This is a genomic window from Massilia sp. DD77 (assembly GCF_036961685.1).
Taxonomy (GTDB): domain Bacteria; phylum Pseudomonadota; class Gammaproteobacteria; order Burkholderiales; family Burkholderiaceae_D; genus Telluria.
Map to the genome: position 1 here is coordinate 95,900 of NZ_JBAMDH010000020.1, position 19,278 is coordinate 115,177.

General features: G+C 67.3%; 15 protein-coding genes. 6 read left to right on the forward strand and 9 right to left on the reverse strand.

The genetic code is table 11. The features are described from left to right. Window positions 1–40 precede the first annotated feature (40 nt). From V7778_RS13960 to V7778_RS13980, 5 genes are all read right to left on the reverse strand, one after another. Window positions 41–1,030 carry a methyl-accepting chemotaxis protein gene (locus tag V7778_RS13960; protein ID WP_335556170.1) on the reverse strand — a complete coding sequence of 330 codons (990 nt, stop codon included), beginning with the start codon at window positions 1,028–1,030 and terminating at the stop codon, window positions 41–43. Between the two features lie 222 nt (window positions 1,031–1,252). Beyond that, window positions 1,253–2,974 carry a dipeptidyl-peptidase 3 family protein gene (locus tag V7778_RS13965; protein WP_335556171.1) on the reverse strand — a complete coding sequence of 574 codons (1,722 nt, stop codon included), beginning with the start codon at window positions 2,972–2,974 and terminating at the stop codon, window positions 1,253–1,255. Between the two features lie 170 nt (window positions 2,975–3,144). Then, the gene (locus tag V7778_RS13970) at window positions 3,145–4,578 is read right to left on the reverse strand and encodes an efflux transporter outer membrane subunit (protein ID WP_335556173.1); all 1,434 of its coding nucleotides are present in this window, start codon (window positions 4,576–4,578) and stop codon (window positions 3,145–3,147) included. A gap of 17 nt (window positions 4,579–4,595) precedes the next feature. Then, window positions 4,596–6,206, reverse strand: a complete 1,611-nt coding sequence (locus V7778_RS13975; protein ID WP_335556174.1) for a DHA2 family efflux MFS transporter permease subunit — start codon at window positions 6,204–6,206, stop codon at window positions 4,596–4,598. 10 nt (window positions 6,207–6,216) lie between these two features. Further along, entirely contained in the window at window positions 6,217–7,380 is a 1,164-nt protein-coding gene (locus V7778_RS13980) for an HlyD family secretion protein (protein ID WP_335556176.1), read from the reverse strand. A gap of 112 nt (window positions 7,381–7,492) precedes the next feature. On the opposite strand from V7778_RS13980, the gene V7778_RS13985 reads away from it, so the two are divergent. Both V7778_RS13985 and V7778_RS13990 read left to right on the forward strand, forming a co-directional pair. Next, window positions 7,493–8,149 carry a TetR/AcrR family transcriptional regulator gene (locus tag V7778_RS13985; protein WP_335556178.1) on the forward strand — a complete coding sequence of 219 codons (657 nt, stop codon included), beginning with the start codon at window positions 7,493–7,495 and terminating at the stop codon, window positions 8,147–8,149. 122 nt (window positions 8,150–8,271) lie between these two features. After that, window positions 8,272–8,457, forward strand: coding sequence for a hypothetical protein (locus tag V7778_RS13990; RefSeq protein WP_335556180.1), 186 nt, complete (start codon window positions 8,272–8,274; stop codon window positions 8,455–8,457). Between the two features lie 94 nt (window positions 8,458–8,551). Here the strand turns inward: V7778_RS13990 and V7778_RS13995 are convergent, their stop codons facing one another. After that, a complete protein-coding gene (locus V7778_RS13995; protein ID WP_335556182.1) occupies window positions 8,552–8,872 on the reverse strand; it encodes a hypothetical protein in 321 nt (106 codons plus the stop codon). 221 nt (window positions 8,873–9,093) lie between these two features. Between V7778_RS13995 and V7778_RS14000 the strand changes: the two genes are divergently transcribed. From V7778_RS14000 to V7778_RS14015, 4 genes are read left to right on the forward strand one after another with little or no spacing between them, the layout of a single operon-like run. Then, window positions 9,094–9,510: a DUF2141 domain-containing protein gene (locus V7778_RS14000; RefSeq protein WP_335556183.1), complete on the forward strand. Its 417-nt coding sequence runs from the start codon at window positions 9,094–9,096 to the stop codon at window positions 9,508–9,510. A gap of 7 nt (window positions 9,511–9,517) precedes the next feature. Then, the gene (locus V7778_RS14005; RefSeq protein ID WP_335556185.1) at window positions 9,518–11,011 is read left to right on the forward strand and encodes a carotenoid oxygenase family protein; all 1,494 of its coding nucleotides are present in this window, start codon (window positions 9,518–9,520) and stop codon (window positions 11,009–11,011) included. Then, window positions 11,008–12,171: a sensor histidine kinase gene (locus tag V7778_RS14010; protein WP_335556186.1), complete on the forward strand. Its 1,164-nt coding sequence runs from the start codon at window positions 11,008–11,010 to the stop codon at window positions 12,169–12,171. The genes V7778_RS14005 and V7778_RS14010 overlap by 4 nt, the downstream gene beginning before the upstream one ends. Before the next feature lie 20 nt (window positions 12,172–12,191). After that, entirely contained in the window at window positions 12,192–12,914 is a 723-nt protein-coding gene (locus V7778_RS14015; protein WP_335556221.1) for a LytR/AlgR family response regulator transcription factor, read from the forward strand. 204 nt (window positions 12,915–13,118) lie between these two features. Here V7778_RS14015 and lpdA read toward each other — a convergent pair whose 3' ends face one another. The 3 genes from lpdA to aceE form a co-directional block, all read right to left on the reverse strand. After that, complete coding sequence (lpdA, locus tag V7778_RS14020) at window positions 13,119–14,963, reverse strand: dihydrolipoyl dehydrogenase (RefSeq protein WP_335556188.1); 1,845 nt, start codon at window positions 14,961–14,963, stop codon at window positions 13,119–13,121. Between the two features lie 13 nt (window positions 14,964–14,976). Continuing rightward, window positions 14,977–16,302, reverse strand: a complete 1,326-nt coding sequence (gene aceF, locus V7778_RS14025) for a dihydrolipoyllysine-residue acetyltransferase (protein ID WP_335556189.1) — start codon at window positions 16,300–16,302, stop codon at window positions 14,977–14,979. A gap of 142 nt (window positions 16,303–16,444) precedes the next feature. Then, window positions 16,445–19,141: a pyruvate dehydrogenase (acetyl-transferring), homodimeric type gene (aceE, locus tag V7778_RS14030; RefSeq protein ID WP_335556191.1), complete on the reverse strand. Its 2,697-nt coding sequence runs from the start codon at window positions 19,139–19,141 to the stop codon at window positions 16,445–16,447. Window positions 19,142–19,278: the final 137 nt, after the last annotated feature.

Sequence of the window (19,278 nt, forward strand, 5' to 3'; positions counted from 1 at the left end):
AGGGCTGCCGCGGCAGCCCTTGCGTTGTAGGCGGTCGCGCTCAGGCGCCGACGCGCTCGGCCGGACTGCCGATCAGCGCCCGGATGTCGCGCGCCGCCGAGGCCGACCGCAGGGCCAGCGCATGGGCCTCGCTTGCCTCGACCGCGCACTCCCTGCCCTCTTCGCCCGCCCGCGCCGCCTCGACCGCCGTGTTCAGCGCCAGGATATGGCTCTGGAAGGCGATGGCGTCGATCGTGCCGATCAGGCCGGCGATCTGGTCGGCGGCTTCCGGCGCCGGTTCGAACGCGGGCCGCACCTGGAGCGCGGCGCCCTTGCCGTCACGGCTCGCATCCGGCGCGGTCGCCACCGCGGCGCCGTCGGGCTGGCCCGCCTGGCGCAGGCCACGCGCCAGGTACCAGGCGGCGAGGGCCGCGGCGCCGATGGCGAGTGCGCACAGCTGGGCGATCCAGCCGAAGAAGCCTTCGCCGGTACGGCGCGCATCGCCCGCCATTTCGTCGTTGAGCTTTTCCTCGAGGTCGATGAAGCGCTTGACGGTCGCGGACCAGTCCACCAGGGCCGGCGCCGCCTGCTGCGCCAGCAGCGCGCGCGCTTCTTCCACCTGGCCGGCCGCATGCAGTTCGATCACCCGGCCGATCAGGGGCCGGGCGCGGGATTCCTGGGACAGGATCGCGGCCAGCGCCTCCTTTTCTTCCGGCAGGACGCCAGGCAGTTCCTGGAACAGGGTCGCGAGCGGCTCGGCCGAGCGGGCATAACTGTCCTCGAGGCTCCTGATCAGGCTGATCGGCGCGGTGGCCGCGGCGGCGTCGGCCGACAGCACGACGTCGCGCAGCGCGGTGGCGCGGTCATGCACGCTGGCGCGCAGTTCGCTCGCATAGCGCAGCTTGATCTTGTTGTCGTCGATCTGGTCGAGGACGCTCTTGATCTGGCCCACGCGCAGCATGGCCAGCGCGGTCAGAAGGATGAGCAACAGGAAGACCGCACCGTAGCTGAAGGCCAGCCGGACGCCGAGGGTCGGGTTCTTGGGAATCATGGAGTTCGCTATCGCCGACGGCATGCACAAGCGAAGGCTTGGACAGGCGTACGTCGATTTCCGTAAAGCAACGGAAACGAATATAGCATGGCCGTCGTTTCATTTTTGGGCAGCCCCTCCGTTTTTACCGACTTTAACGATGTAAGCGTTGTAAGGACGCCAATCGCCTTGTCGTTTGTGTACGCCGCGCCACACCACGCGGCGTACACGGGTCCTGTGGGCTTACTTCCCGGTCAGGCCGACGGCGGTCACGAAGGCCGGGCGGATGTCGTTCGGCACCGCCTTGAGCTTGTCGAGCGCCTTGCGCACTTCAGGACGGATCACGACGTACTTCTCCATCATCGCCTTCGCGCGCGCATAGTCGCCGGTGGCTTCGATGGTGAGGAATTCGCGGTCCAGGTCGGCCACGGCGCCCTTGATCTTCTTGAAATCGACCGAGAACGTGCCGTCCGGATGGGCGACGAAGGCGCCCTTGTCCAGCAGGTAGTTCATCTGGATCGCCATGCCGCGCGCGTGCGAGGAAGTCAGGCCGAAGTGCAGGGTGCGGAAGCTTGAGGCGAGGAAGGTGTTGTACATCTTGCGCTCGGCCGCCTCGCCCTGGCCCAGGGTGTCCTTCAGCAGGCCCTTGTCCATCATGTAGCCCAGCGCCCACAGGCCGGTGATGTCGGCCTTGGCCTCCTCGATGGTCGAGTAGGTGTCCTTCAGGTCCTGGCGCGGGGTCGATTCCTTGCCGTCCTTTTTCGTGTGGTGCGGTCCCAGGCCGTGCATGATCTCGTGCGCCAGGATGTGGGTGAAGAAGGAATCGAAGTCGAGGTCCTTCTGGTCCTGGGCGCGCAGCACCTGCTTGCTGATCGGGGTCAGGGTCGACTTGAACTTGGCCTGCTGGACGTTCTTGAGCATGACGCGCTTGGAACCGCGCTCGCGGATCACGCGCTCGTCGTTGGGCAGGTTGTAGGCGGCGGTCTGCACGCCCATGTTGCCGTCGCCGGCGCCATAGACCTCGTTCACCACCACCATCGGCGCGATGGCGCCCACCTTCGGGTTGCGGTACTGCTTGTCGACCGGCAGGTTGTCTTCCAGCTCCTGCAGGTGCTTGCCGAAGAAGTTCAGCTTGGCCGTCTCCTCCTCGTCGCGGATGCTGACATAGGCTTCGAAGGCGGCCTTGTAGCCGAACAGTTCGTCGTTATAGGTCTCGTAGGGCCCGATGGTGACGTCGACCGGCGAATCCAGGTCCATCCAGGCGAAATCCGAGGCCAGGTAATCGTTCGAGAGGAAGGCGTCGGCGCGCAGGCCCAGGAATTTCTTGAGCGAGGCGTTGTCGGTAGCGGCGGCGGCTTCGCGCAGCAGCTTGGCCAGCTGTTCCAGCTCCGGACGGTATTCGTCCGAATACTTCACGGTGCGGAACTTGCCTTCCTTGTCGGTGCGGATCACGGTGAAGAACCACTGGGCCTGTTCCTTGTCGGCGGCCGGCAAACCGTTCATCCAGCTTTCCAGAGCGGCCTTGGAAGCGCCTTCCGGATAGAAGTTGGCGCCCTCCGGCTTCTTGGCCGGGATCTTGATGCCCGCGTATTCGGCCGGCATGAAGGAGCGGTTGTCGTCCAGGCCGGACCACGGGCCCTTGTTCAGCCAAAAGGCGTCCAGGCGCGCGCGGCCGAGGGCGCTGCTGTCCTTGCGCAGTGCGGCGTGCAGGGCCTCGTTGCCGGCCCAGCGCTGGCGCAGCTGGAGGGTGTCGACGATCCTGGCGGCTTCGATCAGCTTGGCGATGGCGACGCGGTCGCCTTTCGACAGCTTGGACACGTCGGCCTTCAGTTCGGCCGGGGCGAAGCGCTTGCTCATGGCCTGCAGCTGTTGCGCGGTGGCCGGCGTGGGCGCCTGTTGGGCGCTGGCGTTGAAGGCGGCGCCGACGGCTGCGGCGAGCATGAGTGGTGCGAGGAGATGTTTCATGGTCTCGTTATGGTTGTTGTGGCAACCGGACCATTGTAAACCGCCGGGATGGGGGAGGAGGGATTATCGGGTATGCATGCGCTCGTCGAGCGCGTCGGCGGGAATCAGTCCACTGGACCGATTCCCCCCGCCGACCCTCCGTAGGGGTGGCGGCCCTGCCGCCGACGCGTTCAGCGCACCGTGGCCAGCGCCGGCCCCTGCTCCCACCCGCCGCCGATGGCGCGCGCCACGGCCACGGTGGCCAGCAGGCGCTGGGTGCGGATCTGCGCCGCCGCCCGGTCGGCCGCCAGCGCGCTGCGCTGGGCATCGGTCACGTCCAGGTAGGCCGACACGCCGCGCTCGTAGCGTGCCTGCGCCACCAGCAGCGCGCGGCTGGCCGCCTGCTGCGACTGCGCCTGCACCTCGCCCTGCTTCTGGCGCTGCTCCACATCCGACAGCGCATCCTCGACCTCGCGCAGCGCCGTCAGGAGCCTTCCCTGGTGGTTGGCCACCGCTTCCTCGTAGCGCGCCTTCGACAGCGCCAGGTTCGAGCGGTTGCGGCCCGCGTCGAACACCGGCAGCGACAGCGCCAGCGGGCCGATCGAGAACTGGCGCGCGCCGCCGCTGGCCAGGTCGCGCAGGTGCTCGGAGGCGAAACCGAAGTTGCCGGTCAGCGACAGCGAAGGGTAGAACGCGCCTTCGGCCACGCCCACCTGGGCGTTCGCGGCGCGCAGCTGGGCCACGCTGGCCGCCAGGTCGGGACGCTGGCCCACCAGGCTGGCCGGCAGGCCGACCGGAATGGCGGGAGGCTGCGGCAGCGCGCCGCTCGATGCCGCCATCAGGGGAGCGCTCGGCGAGGCGCCGACCAGGGTCGCCAGCGCATGTTCGACCAGGTTGCGCTGGCGCTGCACCTCATGCAGGTCGGCTTCGGCATTGGCGCGCTCGATGCGCGCGCGCGAGACATCCAGTTCGTTCGACAGGCCGGCCTTGAAGCGCGCCTCGACCAGTTCCTGCGCCTCGCGGCGGGTGTCGAGCGCGCCGCGCAGGATCGCCAGTTCGGCGTCCAGGCCGCGCAGCTGCCAGTAGGCGCTGGCGACCTGGCTCGAGAGCAGCAGGATCACGCCGTCACGGTCATCCTGGGCGGCGAGCGCCTGCGCATCGGCCGCCTCGACCACGCGGCGCACGCGGCCCCACAGGTCCAGCTCGTAGGATAGCGAGGCGCCGACGTTGAAGTTGTTGCCCTCGATCGAGCGGCGGCCCAGGGCGATGCCCTGCGAAGTCTCGCTCGAGGTACGCGAGTTCGACACGCCGGCGCCGACCGCGACGCTCGGCAGCTGGCCGGCGCGCACCACGCCCAGCTGGGCCTGGGCCTGCAGCAGGCGCTGGGCCGCGGCCTGCACGCCGGGATTGTCGCGCAGGGCGCGCTGTTCCAGGCTGTCGAGCATAGGGTCGACGAACACGGTCCACCAGCCGGCGGGCAGGCGCGCAGTGTCGCCGGAGGCCGCCGCGTGGCGGAAGGACGTGTCAGCCGGCGCCGCCGGCGCCTGGAAGTCGGGGCCGACGGTGGTGCAGCCTGCGAGCGCCAGCGCGGCGGCGATCATGGTCAGTGCGAATGGCTTCTTCATGTTCTCTGCTTTCGTATTCAATGTGCACCCGAGGCGCCGCCCGGCGACTTGACCTTGTCGGCCATCCAGATCGCCGCGATGCAGCCGATCAGCACCAGGCCGATGATCAGGAAGCCGTCGTTATAGGCCATCACATAGGATTCGCGCCGCACGATGCGGTCGATGACGGCGAGCGCCTGGTTCGCGGCCGTGGCCGGGTCCACGCCGTTGGCGATGAAGCCCTGGGTCAGCTGCTCCAGGCGCTGCTGGGTGGCCGGCGCATAGTGCGACACGGCTTCGCCCAGGCGCGCCGAGTGGAAGTGCTCGCGGTTGGTCAGCGAGGTGGCCAGCAGCGCGATGCCGATCGAGCCGCCCAGGTTGCGGGTCATGTTGAACAGGCTCGAGGCCGAAGGCATGTCGCGCGGGGGCAGGCCCGACATCGCGAAGTTCGACAGGGTCAGCATCACGAAGGGCTGGCCGATGGCGCGCACGACCTGGGTCAGCATCAGCTGGTCGTAGCCGGTGCTCGCATCCATGAAGGCGTTCATCAGGCAGGAGCCGCCGAACAGCAGCAGGCCGAAGGAGCACAGGATGCGGTTGTCCACCTTGGACGACAGCGCGGCCGCGAAGGGCATCACGAACAGCTGCGGCAGGCCGACCCAGGCGATCACCTCGCCGATCTGCATCGGGGTATAGCCGGCGATCTGGCCGAGGTAGAGCGGCAGCAGGAACGAAGACCCATATAAACCCATGCCGGTCACCGCCGACAGCATGGTCGCGACCAGGAAGTTGCGCTGGCCGTACAGGGCCAGGTTCACGAAGGGATCGGGGCGCGAGAAGCTCACCACCACCCAGCCCAGGATACCGGTCAGGGACAGCGCGGCGAAGACCACGATGAACTGCGACTCGAACCAGTCCTTCGAGTTGCCTTCTTCCAGGAAGATGGTCAGGCAGGCCAGGCCCATCGCCATCAGGCCGATGCCGAGCCAGTCGGCGTTGACCAGGGTCTTGAGACTGGCTTTTTCCTTGTCCAGGCCATACATGATGCCGGCGATCAGCAGCACGCCCGGCACCCAGTTGATGTAAAAGATCGAGGGCCAGCCGTACAGCTCGGACAAATAGCCGCCCAGGGTCGGCCCCATGGCCGGCGCCAGGGTGGCGGTCAGGCCAAAGATCGCCATGCCGGCCGCGCGCTTGTTGGCGGGCAGGCGCGTGATCACGAGAGTCATCGCCATCGGGATCAGGGCGCCGCCGGTGAAGCCCTGCAGCATGCGGAACACGATCATGCTCTCGAGGTTCCAGGCCGCGCCGCACAAGGTCGAGAACAGCAGGAACAAGGCGGTGGTGCCCACCATGTAGTTGCGCAGGCCGAAGGCGCGCGTCAGCAGTGCGGTCATCGGAATCACGACGATCTCGGCGCACAGGTAGGCGGTGGAGATCCAGGAGCCCTCTTCCTGCGTGGCCGACAAGGTGCCGAGGATGTCGCGCAGCGAGGAGTTGGTGATCTGGATGTCGAGCACCGCCATGAAGGCGCCCAGCATGCCGGCGGCGACCGCGACCCAGGTGCGCGCGTCGACGCGCGCGCCCAGCGGCGGCGAATAGGGCGTGGCGGGAGCGCCCGCGAGGGCGGGCTTGCTCAGGGAGCTCATGGGGCTACCTTTAGTGCGCCGCGGAGGCGGTCTGGGTCGCGACAGGAGCGGCCTTCTGGTCGAGCACAACCTCGGCCACCACCGACATGCCAGGCACCAGGCGACCGGCGTACTTCTTCACGTCCTGCGGATCGAGCGTGATCTTGACCGGCACGCGCTGTACGATCTTGGTGAAATTGCCGGTCGCGTTATCGGCCGGCAGCAGCGCGAACTGATTGCCCGAGGCCGGCGAGAAGCTGTCCACGCGGCCCATCAGGTCCTTGCCCGGCAGGGCGTCGACTTCCAGGTGCACCTGCTGGCCCGGCTCCAGCCTGGCGAGCTGGGTTTCCTTGAAGTTGGCGACCACCCACACCTTGTCTTCGACCACCGCCAGCAGCTGCTGGCCCGGCTGCACGCGCGCGCCGACTTCGATGCTGCGCTTGCCGATGCGGCCCGCCACCGGCGCCACGATGCGGTTGTAGGCCAGCTGCAGGCGGGCGTCCTTGAGCTGGGCCTGCAGCACCTTGACCTGGGCCCTGAGCACCTCGCGCGCGGCGTCGGCCGCAGCCACCTGGGCCTGGGCCGCGCTGGCGCTCTCGCGCCGCGCCGCCACATCGGCCACGGCCCCGGCGCGGGCCGCGCTGGAGGCGTCGACCTCGGCCTTCGAGACCGCCTTCATGGTCTCGTTGTACAGCTGGCCGAAGCGCTCGGCGTCCTGGCGGGCGCGCACCAGCTGGGCCTCGGCCTGCCTCACCTGGGCGCCGGCGGCGGCGGCCTGGGCGCGCACCTGGGCCACCTGGGCGCCGGCCTGTTCGATCTGCTGCTCCACGCTGGCGATCTGGGCTTCGATCTGCTCGACGCGCACGGCATGGTCGGCCGGGTCCAGCTCGGCGATCACGTCGCCCGCCTTGACCATCTGGTTATCGTCGACCAGCACGCGGGTGACCACGCCGGCCACGCGCGCCGACACCGGGTGCACGCGCCCGGTGACGTAGGCATTCTCGGTCTCCACGTAATGATGGCTCTTGTACCACATGCGCCCGCCCGCGCCGAGGGCGGCCAGCGCGATCAGTCCGACCACGGCCAGCACGCGCTTGTTGGGCGGCGTCTTGCCTGGGGCGGCGCCCTGGATGGGGGCGCCAGCCTGAGGGGCGGCGGCGGGCTTGTGCTCGGCCGGGGTGTGCGCTTCTGCCATGGGAGTACTCCGAAGAAATGAAATGGGTTAGGCGCATTATTTGCCAAGATCCCGGCAAAGTCAAGAAATGAAACGGTTGCATTTCATTTGAGTTTGCTCTAAAGTTTGAACCATGAACAAATCCCTGCCTCCCCCTTCCTGCGTCAAGTCGGCCGGCCGCCCCAAGGCGTCCGAAGTCGAGGCGCGCACCCAGGAACTGATCCATGTAGCAGGCGGCCTGTTCCTCAAGCATGGCTATACCAAGGTCAGCCTGGAAGCGATCGCGCGCGAGGCGCGCGTGGCGGTGCGCACCATCTATGTGAAGTTCGGCGGCAAGGCGGGCCTGCTCAAGGCTGCCCTGGTGGCGCGCCGCGAGCGCTTCTTCCCTGCCGGCAGCATGGAAGAGGACACCCGTCCGCTGCGCGCCATCCTGGACGATTTCGCGCGCGTGTTCTATGCGCTGCTGTGCGAGTCCGACGCCGTGGCCCTGCAGCGGGTGGTCATTGCCGAGTCGGGCAGCAACCCGGAGCTGGCGGACACGTTCTACGAGGCGGGGCCGCGCATGACCCGCGAGATGCTGGACCGTTTCTTCGCCCGCGCGGACGTGCGCGCCCAGCTGCGCGAGGACCTGCCCTTCGACCAGCTGGCGCCTTACCTGATCTCCTGCATCAATGGCGATCCCCTCGGGCGCTTCCTGTTCCCGGGCCAGGAGCCGTGCGGCGAGGAAGCCCAGCGCCTCCTGACGCAGCGCATGGAACTGTTCTACCGCAGTGTCCTCAAGCATCCTTGAGGCAAGACTCTGTGCGTCATCGCACCGACCCGTCTCTGCCTTCCGTGAGAGCCTGAAAGCCTTTACCAGGAGGGTGTCATGGATACCAAGAACACAACAGCGGCACACCGCGAGGAGGCAGTATGAGCAAGTCGTCCCGTTACGAATGGCGTGACCAGCAGGCGTCGCTGCAAGAACGCATGAAGTGCTTCATGGAGAACCCCGGCAACGAACAGCTCGAAGCGGTCGTTGCCGAAATGCGTGCCTACGCCGCCGCGGCGCAGGCGGGGACGATCGATATTCCGCAGCGCTTCGTCAGTTTCGGTTAATCAGCTGCAGGCCGCAAAAAGGCCGTCCGGTTTGCCGGGCGGTTTTTTTTTGCCCAGGTGCCAGGTGCGCGGCCAGACATGCCGGCCACCCGCCTTACACCGTGGCCACCGGCACCGGTTTCGCCGCGCCCAGGTCTTCCAGGTCGTACACCCGCGTCAGGCAGTGCACCGTGCGCGATGCGCGGTGCCGTTCGTGGATCTCGCGGGTCACCACCTCCACCCGGCGCGGGGCCAGCGCCACCTGGCGCGGGTCGATGCCATCCCGTCCCTGGTCGTCGAATTTCGCCGCCAGGTGCTGCGAAATGGTCCCGGTCACGGTCACGGGTTCTCCGCGGATCGTGGTCTTGAGTTCGAAGCAGCGCGTTTCGGGCAGCACGAAGACCGTGCCGATGTAGTCATTGCCGTGTTCGTCCATGTCAGCCTCCTGAGCCAGACGCGACCGCGGCAAGGAATTGCCGCCTCACGCCCCCATGATAGCGTGTCGCCAGCCGGCGGCAACCGGCGCACGCTTCGGCCGCCGCATTTCGCGCCGCCGGCACGCAACTCGCGCCGCCAGGGCGGCCTCCCGTCGCAAGCCCGCATCGGCGGCCAGGCCGCCCGCTACAGTGTCTCCATCCCAACCGACTGGAGACCACCATGAAACTGTTCCGCAACGCAAGCTGCCTCGCCCTCGTCCTTTCCTGCGCCGCCGCCCACGCGGGCGACCTCGCGATCCGCGTCGACGACGTCAAATCCTCCGAGGGCAGCATCATGGTGGCCGTCTACGATTCCGCCGAAAGCTTCCTCAAGCGTCCGGCCAAGGTGGCGCGGGTGCCGGCCAGTACCGGCGCGGTGAACGTGCTGATCAAGGACCTGCCGGCGGGAGACTACGGTTTCGCCCTGTTCCACGACGCCAACGGCAACGGCAAGATGGACCGCAACCTGATGGGCATCCCGTCCGAACAGCACGCGTTCAGCAACAACGCGTTCGGCCACATGGGCCCGCCCTCCTTCGAGCAGACCCGGTTCGCGGTCGCCGCCGGCGGCGCCAGCGCCACCGTCAGCCTGCGCTGAGGCCGGCATGGACCGCCGCCGCTTCCTCGATGCCGGCCTGGGCGCGGGACTCCTTGCCCTGGCCGGCGGCGCCCGCGCCGACCAGGACACCTACCGCCGTTTCCATGCCGCCCTGGTGCGCGACCCGTCGCTGGCCGTCTATGCCGGTGTCGCCGGCAGCCAGGCCGGCGAGGCGCGCCTCAGCGGGCGCCTGCCCGCCGACCTCCAGGGCAGCTTCTACCGCAACGGCCCGGGCCGCTTCGAGCTCGGCGGCGAACGCCACCACCACTGGTTCGACGGCGACGGCTTCGTCCAGCGCTGGCGCATCCGGGAGGGCAAGGTGCAGCACCAGGGGCGCTTCGTGGAGACGCCCCGCTTCCTGGACGAATCGCGAGCCGGCCAATTCCTGTATCCCTCTTTCGGCACCCACGTGATGCGGCGCGGTTTTCGCGACAACGACAGCCTGAACGCCGCCAACACCAATCTCCTGCCCTTCGGCGGCCGCCTGTACGCGCTGTGGGAAGGCGGGTCGGCCATCGAGATCGACCCGGACACGCTCGCCACGCGCGGCATCACCACCTGGCGCGAGGACCTGCGCGCGATGCCTTTCTCGGCCCATCCGAAGATCGATCCGCAGGGCGGCATGTGGAACTTCGGCGCAATGCCGGGCGCCGAGCGCATCGCCCTCTACCAGATCGGCGCCGGCGGCGAAGTCCTGCGCACCGCCGTCATCCCGGTGCCGCAGCAAGCCATGGTGCACGACTTCGCGGTGAGCGCGAAGCATCTGATCTTTTTGATCCCGCCCTACGACCTCCAGCCGGGCGCCAGCATGAGTTTCGCCGAACGCCATGCCTGGGCCGGCGACGGCCCGTCGGCGCGGCCGCTGCGCGTGCTCGTGGTCGACAAGGCGTCGCTGGCCGTGCGCCGGGTGTTCGAGCTGCCGCCCGCGATGGTGTTCCACTTCGGAAACGCCTGGGAGGACGGCGCCTGCACCCGCTTCGACGTGGTGCTGCACGAGGGCGACATCCTGAAGGAACTCGGCGGCCTGATGGCCGGCGAACGCCGCCCGCCCTCGCCTACGCGCAGCCAGGCCGTGCAGGTCTGCCTCGACTACGCGGCGGGCCAGGCGCGCACCAGCCGCCTGCTCGGCCCGAGCGAGTTTCCGCGCGTGATGCCGCAGGTGGTGGGCAGCCGCCACCGGCGCCTGGCCCTGCTGGGCAGCGACGCGCGCAATGCCCACGACCGGCTCGACACCGTTCACCTGATCGACACCGACAGCGGCAAGCTGGATAGCTACTGCTTCGGCGACGGCTGGCAGGTGGAGGAACATGTGCTGGTGGCCCGCCGCCATGCGCGCAGCGAGACCGACGGCTACCTGGTCGGCGTGGCGCAAGACCTGCGCGCCGGCGCCAGCGTGATGACGGTCTTCGATGCGGCGCGCATCAAGGAGGGTCCGGTCGCGCTGGCAAGGCTGCCCTATCGCACACCACACTGCTTTCATGGTAATTTCGTGTCCGCATGATCACTTCCCACGAATCCGTTGCCGACAGTCCTGCCCGCGAGCGCGGCCACCATCCCCTGGAACTGATTCCGCTGTTCCGGCGCTGGCCTTCCTCGCTCTTGCGCAACCTGCTCTACACGGCAATCTGGAGCAGCCTGCTCGCGCTGGGGCTGACCATCCTGCAAAAACTGATGGGCAGGTCGGGCATGTCCTTCGCGCGGCTGCTGTTCGCCACCCTCGTGATCAGCAACCTGATCGGCTTCATGATCCACGCCATGCTGGAGCTGCTGGAACGCTATTTCCCGCGCGGGAAGCCGTGGCGCTTCCGCGCCGCCCAGGTGCTGGCGATCGCCCTGGCCAGCGTGATCGGCATCCCCTTCGGCAATGCGCTGGTCGTCGGCAAGAGCCCGCTGCGCTTTTTCCAGTACAGCGCCACCCTCACCTTCCTGCTGGCCTTCGCCCTGATGACGGCGGTCTTGATGGTCATGGTGCTGGCCGCCGGCGAGCGGCGCCTGCGGCGTGCGGCCGACAATGCGCGCCAGCAGGAACAGATCGCCGCCGCGGGCCGGCTGATCGCCGAGGCGCGCCTGCGCGCGCTGCAGGCCCAGATCGAACCGCACTTCCTGTACAACACGCTGGCCAATGTGGTCAGCCTGATCGACAGCCAGCCGGCCACCGCGCGCCGCATGCTGGAACGCTTCATCGACTACCTGCGCGCCGGCCTGGCCGCCAGCCGCGCCGAGCACGCGACCCTGGGCAGCGAGCTCGACCTGGCGGGCGCCTACCTCGACGTGCTGGGCGTGCGCCTGGGCGGGCGCCTGCGCTGGCGCATCGAGCTCGATGCCGGGCTGCGCGCCCTGCCGATGACGCCGATGCTGCTGCAGCCCCTGGTGGAGAACGCGATCATGCACGGCATCGAGCCCAAGCTGGAGGGTGGCGAGATCGTGCTGCGGGCGCGCCTGGACGGCGCCATGCTGTGCGTCGAAGTCTGCGACAGCGGCCAGGGCTTGCGCACGGCCACACCGCGTCCCGGCGGCGGGGTCGGCCTGGCCAACCTGCGCGAACGGCTGCGCCAGCTGGCCGGCCAGCTCCAGCTTCTCGAAAACCCGGCCGGCGGCGTCACCGCGCGCCTGCTGCTTCCTCTTTCCACGGTGCCGCCATCGACCATCCCCGCGCCCTGATTGCAGACGACGAACCGCATCTGCTCGACTATCTCGCCTCCCAGCTGGCCATCGCCTGGCCGGAACTGCGCGTCACGCGCGCCGCCAACGGCGTACAGGCGCTGGCGCTGATCGACGAACTGGCGCCGGACGTGGTGTTCCTCGACATCCAGATGCCGGGCTTGACCGGGATCGAACTGGCGGCGCGGCTGTGCGAGGGAGCGAAGCCGCCGCGCGTGGTGTTCACCACGGCCTACGATCACTACACCTTGCAGGCCTTCGAGCATGCCGCCTTCGACTACCTGCTCAAGCCGATCGGGCTGGAACGCCTGGCGCGCACCGTCGAGCGGCTCAAGCAGACCTTGCCGGCGCCCGCCCTGGCGGCGGACGCGCTGCAGGCGCTGCTGCGGCAGCTCGGGGTGGCGGCGCCCGCGCCGGCGCCCTTGCAGTGGATCCGCGCGGCGCAGGGGCAGGAAACGCGCCTCATCGCCATCGACGAGGTGATCTACTTCCAGAGCAACGACAAGTACACCAGCGTGTTCCTGGCGGATGGAGAAAGCCTGATCCGTACGCCGCTCAGCAAGCTGAGGGAGCAGCTGGATGCGCAGCAGTTCTGGCAGATCCACCGCGGGGTGATCGTGGCGGCCAAGCATGTGGCGGGGACCAGGACGGATTTTCGCGGGAGGATGCTGGTCAGGCTCAAGGGGCGGAAGGAGGAGCTGGTGGTGAGCAGGAATTATGTGGAGTTGTTCAGGCAGATGTAGCTGGCGTTGGTGTTCTCACTGCGCTGCGGAATTGGGTCCCCGCCTTCGCGGGGATGACGTTCAAGCGCCAAGGGTAAGGCTTGATTGCACCACCTACTTACGCCCGTCATCCCCGCGAAGGCGGGGACCCAAGTTGGCACGCAGCCAACAACACATAAAAAAACGGGACCCAAGAGGTCCCGTTTCTACACGCTCAGAAAACCATCAACGCTTGCGCGGCGGCGGCAGATCCGTACACGTACCTTCGTACGCCTCCGCCGCCATGCCGATCGACTCGCCCAGGGTCGGGTGCGGGTGGATGGTCTTGCCGATATCCACGCCATCCGCGCCCATCTCGATCGCCAGCGCCACTTCGCCGATCATGTCGCCCGCGCTGGTGCCGACGATGGTGCCGCCGATGATGCGGTGGGTGTCGGCGTCGAACAGCAGCTTGGTGAAGCCTTCGTCGCGGCCGTTGGCCACGGCGCGGCCGCTGGCGGACCACGGGAAGTGGCCCTTCTCGACCTTGATGCCCTTGGCCTTGGCTTCTTCCTCGGTGATGCCGACCCAGGCCACTTCCGGATCGGTGTAGGCCACCGACGGGATCACCTTGACATCGAAGTGCGCCTTCTCGCCGTGGGCCGCTTCCGCCGCCACGTGCGCCTCGTGCACCGCCTTGTGGGCCAGCATCGGCTGGCCGACCAGGTCGCCGATCGCGAAGATGTGCGGCACGTTGGTGCGCATCTGGCTGTCGACCGGGATGAAGCCGCGGTCGCTCACCGCCACGCCGGCCTTGTCGGCGCCGACCTTCTTGCCGTTCGGGCTGCGGCCCACGGCCACCAGCACCAGGTCGTAGAGCTGCGGCTCGGGCGCGGTGGCGCCGGCTTCCGCCGCTTCAAACGTGACCTTGATCCCTTCCGGCAGCGCTTCCACGCCGACGGTCTTGGTCTTCAGCATGATGTTGTCGAAGCGGTGGGCGTTGTGCTTCTGCCAGACACGCACCGCGTCGCGGTCCGCGCCCTGCATCAGGCCGTCCATCATCTCGACCACGTCGATGCGCGCGCCGAGCGTGGAGTACACGGTCGCCATCTCCAGGCCGATGATGCCGCCGCCGATGACCAGCATGCGCTTGGGCACCTGGCGCAGCTCCAGCGCGCCGGTCGAATCGACGATGCGCGGGTCTTCCGGCACGAAAGGCAGCTTCACCACGGCCGAACCGGCGGCGATGATGCCCTTCTGGAACTTGATGACCTTCTTCCCGCCGTCGGGCGTGCTCACTTCGACGTGGTTCGGGCTCAGGAACTGGCCCACGCCCTGCACCACATTGACCTTGCGCGACTTGGCCATGAAATTCAGGCCGCCCGTCATCTTCTTGACCACGCCGTCCTTGAAGCCGCGCAGCTTGTCGATGTCGACTTCCGGCTTGGCGAAGGTGACGCCGACGTCGCCCATGTGGGCGGTCTCGTCGATCACGTGGGCCACATGCAGCAGCGCCTTCGAGGGGATGCAGCCCACGTTCAGGCAGACGCCGCCCAGGGTCGCGTAGCGCTCGATCAGCACGGTGTTCATGCCGAGGTCGGCGGCGCGGAAGGCGGCCGAATAGCCGCCCGGGCCGGCGCCCAGCACCATCATCTCGCACTCGATATCGACCGGGCCGCTGTAGCTGGCGGCGCCCGGCACCGGGGCCGCGGGTGCGGACGGCGTCGGGTGGGCCGGGGCGTACGAATCGGCCGGCTTGTTGGCCGGGGTTTGTGCCGATGCCTGGGCCGGAGCGGCCGCAGGCGCGGCAGCGGCCGGCGCAGGTGCAGGTGCACCAGCGCCGGCGCCGGCGCCGGATTCATCCAGCACCAGCAGCATCGAGCCTTCGTTGACCTTGTCGCCGACCTTGACCTTGAGTTCCTTCACCACGCCCGCATGGGTCGACGGGATCTCCATGCTGGCCTTGTCGGACTCGACGGTGATCAGCGACTGGTCGACCTTGATGGTGTCGCCCGCCTTGACCAGCAGCTCGATCACTTCCACATCCTTGAAGTCGCCGATGTTCGGGACTTTTACTTCAACAGTGCTCATGAACGCGCTCCAATCACAGAAGGGTCTTGCGCAGGTCGGCCAGCACCTCGGCCAGGTACGCGGCGAAGCGTGCGGCGCCGGCGCCGTCGATCACGCGGTGGTCGTAGGACAGCGACAGCGGCAGCATCAGGCGTGGCTGGAAGCTCGAGCCGTCCCATACCGGCTTCATCGCCGACTTGGACAGGCCCAGGATGGCCACTTCCGGCGCGTTGATGATCGGCGTGAACGCGGTGCCGCCGATACCACCCAGCGACGAGATGGTGAAGGTCGCACCCTGCATCGCGGCCGGCGAAAGCTTGCCGTCGCGCGCCTGCGCGGACAGCTCGCCCATCTCGACGGCGATCTGCGAGATCGTCTTCTTGTCGGCATCCTTCACGACCGGGACCACCAGGCCGTTCGGGGTGTCGGCCGCGAAGCCGATGTTGAAGTACTGCTTGACGATCAGGCTGGCGCCGTCTTCCGACAGCGACGAATTAAATTGCGGGAACTTCTTCAGCGCGGCGACCGACGCCTTGATCACGAAGGCCAGCATGGTCAGCTTGACGGCGGACTTCTGCTTGGCCAGCGCGGCGTTGGAGTCGACGCGGAACTGTTCCAGGTCGGTCACGTCCGCTTCGTCGAAGTGGGTGACGTGCGGGATCATGACCCAGTTGCGGTGCAGGTTCGGACCCGAGATTTTCTTGATGCGCGGCAGGGCCACGGTCTCGGTCGGGCCGAACTTCGAGAAGTCGAGCGACGGCCACGGCAGCACGTCCATGCCTCCGCCGCCACCGGTCTTGGCCGGGGCCGCGGCGGTCGGGCCGGCAGCCATCACGCCCTTGACGAAGTTCTGCACGTCCTGCTGGGTGATGCGGCCTTTCGGACCGCTGCCCGGCACGCGCGCCAGGTCCACGCCCAGTTCGCGGGCGAACTTGCGGATCGACGGCGAGGCGTGCGCCTTGTTGCCGGTGACGCCTTGCGAAGGTGCTATGGCCTGCGCCGCGGCAGGAGCGGGAGCGGCTGCAGGCGCCGCAGCGGCCGGAGCCTGGGCGGCAGGCGCCGCGGCCGGCGCAGATGCTGTGGCAGGTGCGGCGGCAGGTGCGGCGACGGCAGGCGCGCCGCCGCTGGCTTCCAGCATCAGCACGAGCGAACCTTCGGCCACCTTGTCGCCGACCTTGACCTTGATTTCCTTGACCACGCCGGCATGGCTGGACGGGATCTCCATGCTGGCCTTGTCCGATTCGACGGTGACCAGCGACTGGTCGACCTTGATGGTGTCGCCCGGCTTGACCATCAGCTCGATCACTTCGACTTCCTTGAAGTCGCCGATGTCGGGGACTTTGACTTCCACAATGCTCATAGTGTTAGCTCCGTTCTTATTTGAGTGCGCCACACGTCATCCCCGCGAAGGCGGGGACCCAAGTTTCTTAGCATAGCCAGAACGTAAGCTGTAGCTACGCACGCAAACTTGGGTCCCCGCCTGCGCGGGGACGACGGAGCATTTACTGGGTCACAGGATTCGGCTTGTTCGGATCGATACCGTACTTGGCAATCGCCTGCGCCACGAGCGAGCGCTCGATCTTGCCCTCATCGGCCAGCGCGCGCAGCGACGCCACGGTGATGTAGTAGCGGTTCACCTCGAAGAACTCGCGCAGCTTGACGCGCGAATCCGAGCGGCCGAAGCCGTCGGTGCCCAGCACCTTGTAGCTGCGGTCCTTCGGCATGAAGGCGCGGATCTGCTCGGCGAACATGCGCATGTAGTCGGTGGTCGCGACGATCGGGCCGGTGGTGTTCTGCATCAGCGAGGTCACGTAAGGCACGCGCTGCTCGGCATCGGGGTTGACCATGTTCCAGCGCTCGGCGTCCTGGCCATCGCGGGCCAGCAGGGTGAGCGACGGCGCCGACCACACGTCCGCAGCCACGCCCCAGTCGTTCTTCAGCAGCTCGGCCGCGAAGATCGACTCGCGCAGGATGGTGCCGCAGCCGATCAGCTGCACGCGGTTCTGCGCCTGCTGTTCGCCTTCCTGGAGCAGGTACATGCCCTTCAGGATGCCCTCTTCCTGGCCGGCTTTCAGGCCCGGATGCTGGTAGTTCTCGTTCATGATGGTGATGTAGTAGAACACGTCTTCCTGTTCTTCCACCATGCGGCGCAGGCCGTCCTGGATGATCACCGCGACTTCGTGACCGAAGGTCGGATCGTAGGGCAGGCAGTTCGGGACCGTGGCCGCGATGATGTGGCTGTGGCCATCCTCGTGCTGCAGGCCTTCGCCGTTCAGGGTGGTGCGGCCGGCGGTGCCGCCCATCAGGAAGCCGCGGGCGCGGATGTCGCCCGCCAGCCACACCAGGTCGCCGACGCGCTGCATGCCGAACATCGAATAGAAGGTGTAGAACGGGATCATGGTGCGGTTGTTCGACGAGTACGAGGTCGCCGCGGCGATCCACGAGCTCATGCCGCCCGCTTCGTTGATACCCTCTTGCAGGATCTGGCCGGCCTTGTCTTCGCGGTAGTACATCACCTGGTCGCGGTCGACCGGCTCGTAGAGCTGGCCCTGCTGGTTGAAGATGCCGATCTGGCGGAACAGGCCTTCCATGCCGAAGGTACGCGATTCGTCGACCAGGATCGGCACGATGCGCTGGCCGATGCTCGGGTCCTTCAGCAGGCTGGTGATGACGCGCACGTAGGACTGGGTGGTCGAGATCTCGCGGCCTTCCGCGGTCGGCTCGAGCACGGACTTGAAGGTTTCCAGCTTCGGCACCACCAGGGCTTCGTCGGCCTTGGCGCGGCGCTGCGGCAGGTAGCCGCCGAGGGCCTTGCGGCGCTCGTGCAGGTATTTCATTTCAGGCGCGTCGTCGGACGGCTTGAAGAAGGGGATCTCGGCCAGCTTGTCGTCCGGGATAGGAATGTTGAAGCGGTCGCGCATTTCGCGGATCGCCTCGTCGTCCAGCTTCTTGGTCTGGTGCGCGGTGTTGCGCGCCTCGCCCGACTTGCCCATGCCGAAGCCCTTGACGGTCTTCACCAGCAGCACGGTCGGCGAACCCTTGTTCTCCTGCGCGTTCTTGAACGCGGCATAGATCTTGTGCGGGTCGTGGCCGCCGCGGGTCAGGCGCCAGATGTCGTCGTCGCTCATGTTGGCGACCATCTCGAGCAGCTTCGGATGCTTGCCGAAGAAGTGCTTGCGCACGTAGGCGCCATCCTTGGCCTTGTAGTTCTGGTATTCGCCGTCGACGGTTTCCATCATCACGCGCTGCAGGATGCCGTCCTTGTCCTGCGACAGCAGGGCGTCCCATTGCGAGCCCCAGATGACCTTGACCACGTTCCAGCCGGCGCCGCGGAAGTCGGCTTCGAGTTCCTGGATGATCTTGCCGTTGCCGCGCACCGGGCCGTCCAGACGCTGCAGGTTGCAGTTGACGACCATGACCAGGTTGTCGAGGCGCTCGCGCGCCGCCATGCCGATCGCGCCCATCGATTCCGGCTCGTCCATCTCGCCGTCGCCGCAGAAGACCCAGACCTTGCGGGCTTCGGTGTTGGCGATGCCGCGCGCGTGCAGGTACTTCAGGAAGCGCGCCTGGTAGATCGCCATCAACGGGCCCAGGCCCATCGACACGGTCGGGAACTGCCAGAAGTCCGGCATCAGTTTCGGGTGCGGGTAGGACGACAGGCCCTTGCCGTCGACTTCGCGGCGGAAGTTCAGCATCTGCTCTTCGGTGATGCGGCCCTCGAGGTAGGCGCGGGCGTAGATGCCGGGCGAGCTGTGGCCCTGGATGTAGAGCAGGTCGCCGCCGTGTTCTTCGGTCGGGGCGTGCCAGAAGTGGTTGAAGCCGATGCCCAGCATGTTGGCCAGCGAGGCGAAGGACGAGATGTGGCCGCCCAGGTCGCCGTCGGCGCGGTTGGCCTTGACCACCATCGCCATCGCGTTCCAGCGCATCCAGGAGCGCAGGCGCTCTTCGTATTCGAGGTTGCCCGGGCAGTTCTGGTTCAGGTGCGCCGGGATGGTGTTGACATAGGCGGTGTTGCTCGAGAACGGGATGTGGGCGCCGCGGCGGCGCGCCAGGTCGACCATGCGCTCCATCAGGTAGTGGGCGCGTTCGGTACCCTCATGTTCGATCACCGCTTCCAGGGCGTCGAGCCATTCCTGGGTCTCGAGGGTGTCCGGGTCGTTGGCAGCTTGTGCCGTCAACTGGTCGAGTTGAGCTGACATTAATGCGTCTCCTTGAGTATGCGCCCCACCCGTTCCCTAATTATTGGCTGGCGGCGAAGTGGTGAAATTTCAAATATCGATTAATAAACCCTTGGATTCTACCAGTGGTATTTTTCTTTTTCAAATTGCGATATGTC